A 7,236-nucleotide genomic window follows, 5' to 3' on the forward strand; every position below is an offset into this window, starting at 1 on the left:
GAATAATATAAAATAATAATTCATGTTAGATAAAATTGGTATTGCAAAGCGAATTGCGCAAGAAATAAAGAATAATTATTATGTTAACCTGGGCATAGGTATTCCAACTTTGGTTGCAAATTACATTCCTGAAGGAATTAATGTGGTATTACAATCTGAAAATGGATTATTAGGTATGGGACCTTTCCCTTTTGAAGGTGAAGAGGATCCTGATTTAATCAATGCTGGTAAACAAACAATTACCACTTTGCCAGGATCTTCCATTTTTGATTCAGCTATGAGTTTCGGTATGATTCGTTCTCAAAAGGTAGATTTAACAATTTTGGGAGCTATGGAGGTCTCAGAAAATGGAGACATTGCAAATTGGAAGATTCCCGGTAAAATGGTAAAGGGGATGGGTGGAGCTATGGACTTAGTTGCTTCTGCGAAAAATATTATTGTGGCTATGCAGCACGTTAATAAGGCAGGTGAGAGTAAGCTACTTGCTCACTGTACTTTGCCTCTTACTGGAGTAAAATGTGTTAAAAAAATCGTAACGGAGCTTGCTGTTCTAGAAATATCGAAGGAGGGGGGCTTTAGGCTTTTAGAACGTGCTCCCGGTGTTTCTGTTGAAGAAATTCAACAAGCAACAGCAGGTAAATTAATTATTGAAGGGGAAATACCCGAAATGCGGATTTAATTATAATACAAGAACACTTCCCCTTAGGTGGCTTGAAATTTCACTCGTGATTTGAATGATATCGTCAGCTACATGGGTGTTATTTGTGATTATTTTATCGCATTGTTCCTTGTAAGGCAATAGGTAATCATTAAATGCTGGCATTACATGATTATTCCATTTATAAAGAACATCCCCTTCAGGATAACCTCTTTCAATGAGATCTCTTTTTAAACGTCTTTGTAAAGCGATATCCTCATCTGTATCAATAAATATCTTCATGTCTAATATCTCTGCAATTTCCTCAAAATGCAGGATAAACAAACCTTCAACCATGACAATTGGAGCAGGTTTTATCTCCAAGAGTTTGGGTTCAGCATTAGGGTTATTGAAAGTATATTCTTTTTGATAAACAGTTTCACCATCAATCAGATTTTTAATGTCACTTAAAAATTGATTGTTATCAATAGTAACTGGCAGGTCGAAATTATAAAGCTTATTTTCTTCTGCGGTCATGGTGTGACCTACTCTATAGTAATAGTCATCTTGTGATAATAAGCAGATTTCTTCTTTCTTAAAATGGTTTAAAAAGCATTTTAAGAAAAAGGTTTTTCCGGAACCACTTCCTCCGGCAATACCAATAACAAATGGTTTTTTACTCATTAGGAACACCGTATATTAAGGTAACTTGAAATCTTCTATCTAATGCGCCAATTAAATCTGCTGTAGATTTATTTACTACAATTATAGCATCTTTTGATAATTCATTTTGAGAAAACTTTCCAACAATCTTTGCAAAGGTGCTTTTCCCAGTCATGGGGTTAGTTATTTTAACAACTGTACCTATTGGTGCTGTTTGGTGAAGTGCGAGCATTTTAGTTTCATTCAAATTTTCATCGGTTAATGAAACAGCAATTCCTCTTTCATTTACTTCGCGAAGACCATATCTCGCAACTGGCAGTTTAAGTCGCTCACTCGCATTTTCAACACTATCTGTTAAAACAGCAATCGTATTTATTAGTGGTTCTGTTGTGGCTTCAGGAATACTTGCTGGTTGTATTGTTTGTTCTGTGTTTGATGTTATTAATGGGACTTTAATAATTTGGCCAATTGAAAGACTATTGCTTGTAAGGTTGTTAAGTATTTTTAATTGCTCAACGGTAGTATTGAATTTTCTAGCAATGGAGTATAGGTACTCACGTGGACTAACCTTATAATCGATAGAAGCAAGCTCAGAACTGGTGTTTGGATCTGGATTATTAGTTGAAATTGAGGCTATTGTCTCCGTAAAATTTCGTTCTGTTGGTATTTTTACAATAGCACCAATTTGTAAAGATTTGTTGGTATTAAATTGAATAATTAATTGCGGACTTACATTATATTTTCTGCCTAGGGAAAAATAGGTTTCTTTAGCTTCTATTTTGTGAATTATATTTTTTTTACCGTTTAGATTTTCCACACCTATGGAATCTACTGCTGCACTAGCTGTGAACACTAAAAGGCTAAAGAAAATTGATAAAACTATATTTCTTAACATTAAACAGAATTTAAAATATGTGCAATTATACGAAATATGAAACAATTTCATCCTTATTTCTAATGTAGAACAATTGCTTATTAAGAATAAAGAACGATTCAGGTTGTAGTTTTTGTATATCGCTTATTAAAATATTATCTAATAAAATATTATCTCCTTGATACACAATAAGTCTTTGTTGCATCATGCCTTCAAATCTTTCATGAAAACTAATCAGATTTTTTTCATTAAAATTCATAAAAAACACTTCGCCTTGTAAATCACCATGTATTATAGATTTTGGAATGATGTTATTATCCACCATTTTAGGAAATAAGAGATTACTGTATTTGTTTTTATTTATTTCTAGATTTTGAATTATTTCACCTTTTAAATGATCAATCCATAAATATTTTCTAGGAAAAATTCTTGGGTCAAAAACTTGTATTCCATAGGATTTTACGTCATTAAGGCATAAATTATAGTGTTCCCACATTATTTCACCAGTATAAATATCAACTGCAATTAGTCCTTTGCTTTCAAAGCTTTCAGAACTCTCATTAAGCTTTAGTAATATGCTTTTGGGTGAAGCATAAGCTAAGTTAGCATTGAGTGGTTCAGCAAATAATTTTTCTTTAAAATGAAATATGCCTGTTTTGTAGTTTAGGACAGAAATAGATACTTTTTTAGAAGTTAGTTCGCGATTCTCAATGGCAATATATGCTGTTTCCTCATTTATCATTATGCGCCATATTAAGCCAATAAATTTCTGACTAAAAACTTGCTCTAATTCAAAAGAAATTGATTCCATATATTCAAAAATACGCCTATTTCTTTGTTCTTTAATTGTTTTTAACGTTTTTTTAACCTATATTACAGTAATAGCAGTCAATAAAATTTCACCAGTAATTTTAAATAATAAATCATGGAAAATAGTCTCGAAAACAATAAAATTAATCCACTTTCTGATCATTTAAATGTGCTCTTGGCAAATTATCACATTCATTATCAAAAACTGCGTGGTTGCCATTGGAACGTGAAAGGCCCTCATTTTTTTACACTTCATCTTAAGTTTGAAGAGCTATATGTCAATGCTCAGTTGAATATTGATGCGCTTGCGGAACGTATTTTGACATTGGGACTATTACCTTATAGCACCTTTACAGAATATATTAAGTATTCTAAATTAAAAGAGATAGATACTGTTGGGATGAAAGACACAGATATGGTGTTGGCAATTATGGACGATTTTAGTCAGTTAATCGAAATGGAACAATTAATCATGGCTATATCAGCTCAAATGGGCGACGATGGTACGAATGATTTACTTAATACTTTTATGCAATTCAAGGAAAAGACATCTTGGATGCTTCGGTCATTTATAGCTTAATATCTACTTTAACATTAAAAAAACCGCACATATGTGCGGTTTTTTTAATGTTAAAATCTTTTTCCGATCGTTAAGAAAACATTGTTTCTTTTATTCTCTATAGAGGCTACGGGAGAATTTCCTGAATTTAAATTATAGGGTCTAATTTCAGTATTGTATGCAATCTGCTGGTAGGTTAAATCGAAATAAACATCATTGATTCTATAGCCTATACCGCCACTATAGGTTTGAACTTTATATTTTTCTTTAAAGTTTGATAATATATTACCACTGTTATCCTTTACTTCTTGATATGGATTTCCTTGAACCCCAAAACCTGCCCTAATTAATAAATTATTGAATTTTAATTCTGTACCCAAGCGATAGTTTATGGCACTTTTAAAAGTTTTCAATATTTCTCTATTATTATCTGTAATCACTTCTGTATCGAAGGTATTTTCTTGGGAAGACAAATTAATTGTAGAGTAATCAACATAATCAATGTCAGCAGATATAAAACCGTTTTTATTGAAAAATACACCAATACCCCCGCTTACTTTTAATGGGGTACGAAGCCTATAGGAAAAATCATAAACTGAATTGTCATTAACAAATGAAGAATCAACTCTGTTTCTGCCATATTTTGTATCAAGTCCCTCACTATAACTGTCGTCTATGGTATACCATGTAGGAGTTTCAACTGTTGCACCAAAACGGACAGCAGCATTTGGTCGATAAATTGCTCCTAATTTGGCATTTACTCCTGTACCTCTTGTGATTTGTGATTGTCTGTAAGATAAATCATAATCATTGCCTTCAGTTACATTGTACCCAACTTCCTTATAAATTGCATCCGTAGAATATTTCAGGTTTGTAATTCCAAGACTGGCACCAATATAAAATTGATTGCTATAATTAGCTCCAAAAGCAAAGTTAATCTCGCTTTGAGAGCCACTTCTAAGGTCGTTTTTAGTCTGCGTATTATTTACATCAGTTTCAGGAAAATAGGTGCCATCGGCATTGTCATAACCAATCACATAATTATCGTAGGCCATTCTTTCTAAACTACCATTAGAAAGAGTATTTGGTGCGCCATAATTTGAAGTAGCTAGCTCAGCGTAATAATCGGCAATGGAATTAGTTGGATTTTTTCCTGAAAAAAGGATATTGTCTGCAAATGATTTAGTTCTGTTATAACCAAGACCATAATTAAAACTAATCCATCCCTCATCGAGATTAGAACCCTTAGGCTTGGATAGCTTATGATTCCAAACTACTGCAGCGTGAGCCAAACTTAACTGATCTTTTTGTCCGACAAAATTATTGCTAAAGTAGTTTGCATTGGCTTTATAAGTATTAAACTCAGGTGTGAAACTAAAATCTGACTTAGTAAATAAGCCAATTCCTGCGGGATTGCCTCCTATGGAACTTAAATCTCCCCCGATACCTATTTGTGCACCTATAGCCTTAAACCTAGCTGTGCTACCTGATTGAGTTTGTGAAAAGCGTAAAGCATCAGCTGTATACTGTGCATGAATTTCTCCTGAAGCAGCCACGATGACCGCCAATGATAATAAAAGTCTAAATTTCATAAAAGCTTTCTCTAAATCTTAATTTCCTCTTGAAGGGCGTGAAGAAGATGAACCTCCACCACTATTATTTGAAGGAGCAGGGTTTGAACGTGATCCTGAACTTGAACCTGATCCTGAACTTGAACCTGTTTCTTGCCTAGGCGGAGCAGTATATATTCGTTCTGGTTGCGCTGCTCTTTGCGGGGGAGTTTGGTTAACTCGCTCGGGGCGGTTTACCTGTTGGGTTCTAGTTCCTGAATTTTGCGTAGCTCCGGCATTGGGCTGAGTTTGAACACCGTAGCGCTCCGCTCTACTTCTTTGTATTGTATTATTGTTCGGAGAGCCTGCGCCGATACTATTGGGGTTTCCATTAACAGAACCTCTGTATATTTCTAGATTGTCGGTAGATCTGCTTGGTCTTGATCTGTAATTGGGAGCATTAAAAGCGGGACTGCTATATATTCCGGTATAACCTCCGCCATAATATCCATTTCCATTTCCATAAGCAAATGAGTTATAGTTAGCGTATGGATTCCAAATGTTTGAGCCAAATCCATAATTGTACCCAAAAGTTCTCCATGGATTATAATTGAAAGTGTTAAAACCCAAACCTATATTGAAGGCTGAACCACCGAAATAAGTATTTGGGAAATACATATTGCTAAAAAACGGATCGTAATTATATCCATAAAAACTATTGTAGTATCCTAATGAAGGAGCAAATGTCCCAAAACGATTGAATCTTGACGCATAATCGTTATAATAACCATAATCATCCCTTAAGTCGCCATAAAGATTTTCATCCGTTACGTAATCGTTAGTTCTTCTATCTTCATTTTGAACAATGGTTTGGGGCACAATTTCCTTTGCTTTTGCAAGAGAATAATATACATCATCATCCTGGTTATTTAATTGCGCAGTTTTTATGCTTGCACATGAACCCATCATTAAAATAAATGGAATTGTTATAAACAGTAATAATTTCTTTTTCATAATCGTAATAATTATAATATATAAACGAATAAAGTATAGACGATATTATTTATTAATTAGTTGCATCTCTAAATATTAGAATACATCATCTAGTTTTATAACTTTGCTAAAACATTAATTTAAGTAAATATACGTAATTTTTCGATTTTAATTAAGATGAGTAAGGGTTTAACAAGCAGGTCAGAGGATTATTCGCAATGGTATAATGAACTTGTTGCTAAGGCCGACATGGCCGAACATTCTGCAGTTAGGGGTTGTATGGTCATAAAGCCCTATGGCTATGCGATTTGGGAAAATATGCAAGCGGCTCTAGACAAAATGTTTAAGGATACTGGACACAGTAATGCTTATTTTCCATTGTTTATACCGAAGTCATTTTTTTCTAAAGAGGCATCTCACGTAGAAGGTTTTGCAACCGAATGTGCAGTTGTTACTCATTATCGCTTGAAAAATGATGGGAATGGTAATATTGTTGTGGATGAAGATGCTAAGCTTGAAGAAGAATTAATTGTACGTCCGACTTCTGAAACCATCATTTGGAATACTTATAAAGGTTGGATTCAATCTTATCGTGATCTGCCTATTCTTGTTAACCAATGGGCCAATGTGGTTCGCTGGGAAATGAGAACGCGACTTTTTCTTAGAACTGCCGAATTTTTATGGCAAGAGGGTCATACCGCTCATGCTACGGCTCAGGAGGCCATAGAAGAGACCGAGCGCATGCTTGAGGTATATGCTGATTTTGCCGAGAATTGGATGGCTGTGCCTGTTGTTAGAGGTAAAAAAACTGCCAATGAGCGTTTTGCTGGCGCCTTAGATACTTATTGCATTGAGGCCTTAATGCAGGATGGAAAGGCTCTACAGGCCGGAACATCTCACTTTTTGGGTCAGAATTTTGCTAAAGCCTTTGATGTAAAATTTACCAGTAAGGAAGGTAAACTTGATTATGTCTGGGCAAGCTCTTGGGGAGTATCTACTCGTTTAATTGGTGCATTAATTATGGCTCATTCTGATGATTCTGGATTAATACTTCCTCCAAAACTGGCTCCAATCCAAGTCATAATTGTGCCAATTTACCGTTCTGACGAAGAATTAGAACAGATTTCTATTATCGCTAAAGAATTATCTA

8 protein-coding genes are annotated in these 7,236 nt (G+C 34.4%); 3 read left to right on the forward strand and 5 right to left on the reverse strand.

Annotation, left to right across the window (positions count from 1 at the left end; all coding sequences use genetic code 11):
• Positions 1–22: 22 nt before the first annotated feature.
• Entirely contained in the window at positions 23–679 is a 657-nt protein-coding gene (locus tag ACILQF_RS00835) for a CoA transferase subunit B (RefSeq protein WP_395625515.1), read from the forward strand.
• Here ACILQF_RS00835 and ACILQF_RS00840 read toward each other — a convergent pair whose 3' ends face one another.
• From ACILQF_RS00840 to ACILQF_RS00850, 3 genes are read right to left on the reverse strand one after another with little or no spacing between them, the layout of a single operon-like run.
• Positions 680–1,321, reverse strand: a complete 642-nt coding sequence (locus ACILQF_RS00840; protein ID WP_395625516.1) for a uridine kinase — start codon at positions 1,319–1,321, stop codon at positions 680–682.
• The gene (locus ACILQF_RS00845; RefSeq protein WP_395625517.1) at positions 1,314–2,195 is read right to left on the reverse strand and encodes a LysM peptidoglycan-binding domain-containing protein; all 882 of its coding nucleotides are present in this window, start codon (positions 2,193–2,195) and stop codon (positions 1,314–1,316) included. Before ACILQF_RS00845 ends, ACILQF_RS00840 begins: the two co-directional genes overlap by 8 nt.
• 25 nt (positions 2,196–2,220) lie before the next feature.
• Positions 2,221–2,985, reverse strand: coding sequence for a DUF4905 domain-containing protein (locus ACILQF_RS00850; RefSeq protein ID WP_395625518.1), 765 nt, complete (start codon positions 2,983–2,985; stop codon positions 2,221–2,223).
• Positions 2,986–3,099: 114 nt separating this feature from the next.
• Here ACILQF_RS00850 and ACILQF_RS00855 point away from each other — a divergent pair, with 114 nt between their 5' ends.
• Positions 3,100–3,564, forward strand: coding sequence for a Dps family protein (locus ACILQF_RS00855; protein WP_395625519.1), 465 nt, complete (start codon positions 3,100–3,102; stop codon positions 3,562–3,564).
• A gap of 50 nt (positions 3,565–3,614) precedes the next feature.
• On the opposite strand, the gene ACILQF_RS00860 is transcribed toward ACILQF_RS00855, so the two are convergent.
• Positions 3,615–5,135 (reverse strand): OmpP1/FadL family transporter, encoded by a 1,521-nt coding sequence (locus tag ACILQF_RS00860; protein ID WP_395625520.1) that lies wholly within the window; start codon positions 5,133–5,135, stop codon positions 3,615–3,617.
• Positions 5,136–5,153: 18 nt separating this feature from the next.
• Positions 5,154–6,107: a hypothetical protein gene (locus ACILQF_RS00865; protein WP_395625521.1), complete on the reverse strand. Its 954-nt coding sequence runs from the start codon at positions 6,105–6,107 to the stop codon at positions 5,154–5,156.
• Positions 6,108–6,263: 156 nt separating this feature from the next.
• Between ACILQF_RS00865 and ACILQF_RS00870 the strand changes: the two genes are divergently transcribed.
• The coding region (locus ACILQF_RS00870) for an aminoacyl--tRNA ligase-related protein (RefSeq protein WP_395625522.1) at positions 6,264–7,236 on the forward strand (973 nt) is incomplete at its 3' end.

Origin of the sequence: Daejeonella sp., assembly GCF_044232565.1 — a bacterium.
Classification (GTDB): Bacteria; Bacteroidota; Bacteroidia; order Sphingobacteriales; family Sphingobacteriaceae; genus Daejeonella.

Excerpts from the sequence above, each read along its gene's own strand:
- ACILQF_RS00840 (WP_395625516.1), bottom strand. The coding sequence starts at position 1,321 with ATGAGTAAAAAACCATTTGTTATTGGTATTGCCGGAGGAAGTGGTTCC.
- ACILQF_RS00835 (WP_395625515.1), top strand. The coding sequence starts at position 23 with ATGTTAGATAAAATTGGTATTGCAAAGCGAATTGCGCAAGAAATAAAG.
- ACILQF_RS00865 (WP_395625521.1), bottom strand. The coding sequence starts at position 6,107 with ATGAAAAAGAAATTATTACTGTTTATAACAATTCCATTTATTTTAATG.
- ACILQF_RS00845 (WP_395625517.1), bottom strand. The coding sequence starts at position 2,195 with ATGTTAAGAAATATAGTTTTATCAATTTTCTTTAGCCTTTTAGTGTTC.
- ACILQF_RS00855 (WP_395625519.1), top strand. The coding sequence starts at position 3,100 with ATGGAAAATAGTCTCGAAAACAATAAAATTAATCCACTTTCTGATCAT.
- ACILQF_RS00860 (WP_395625520.1), bottom strand. The coding sequence starts at position 5,135 with ATGAAATTTAGACTTTTATTATCATTGGCGGTCATCGTGGCTGCTTCA.
- ACILQF_RS00850 (WP_395625518.1), bottom strand. The coding sequence starts at position 2,985 with ATGGAATCAATTTCTTTTGAATTAGAGCAAGTTTTTAGTCAGAAATTT.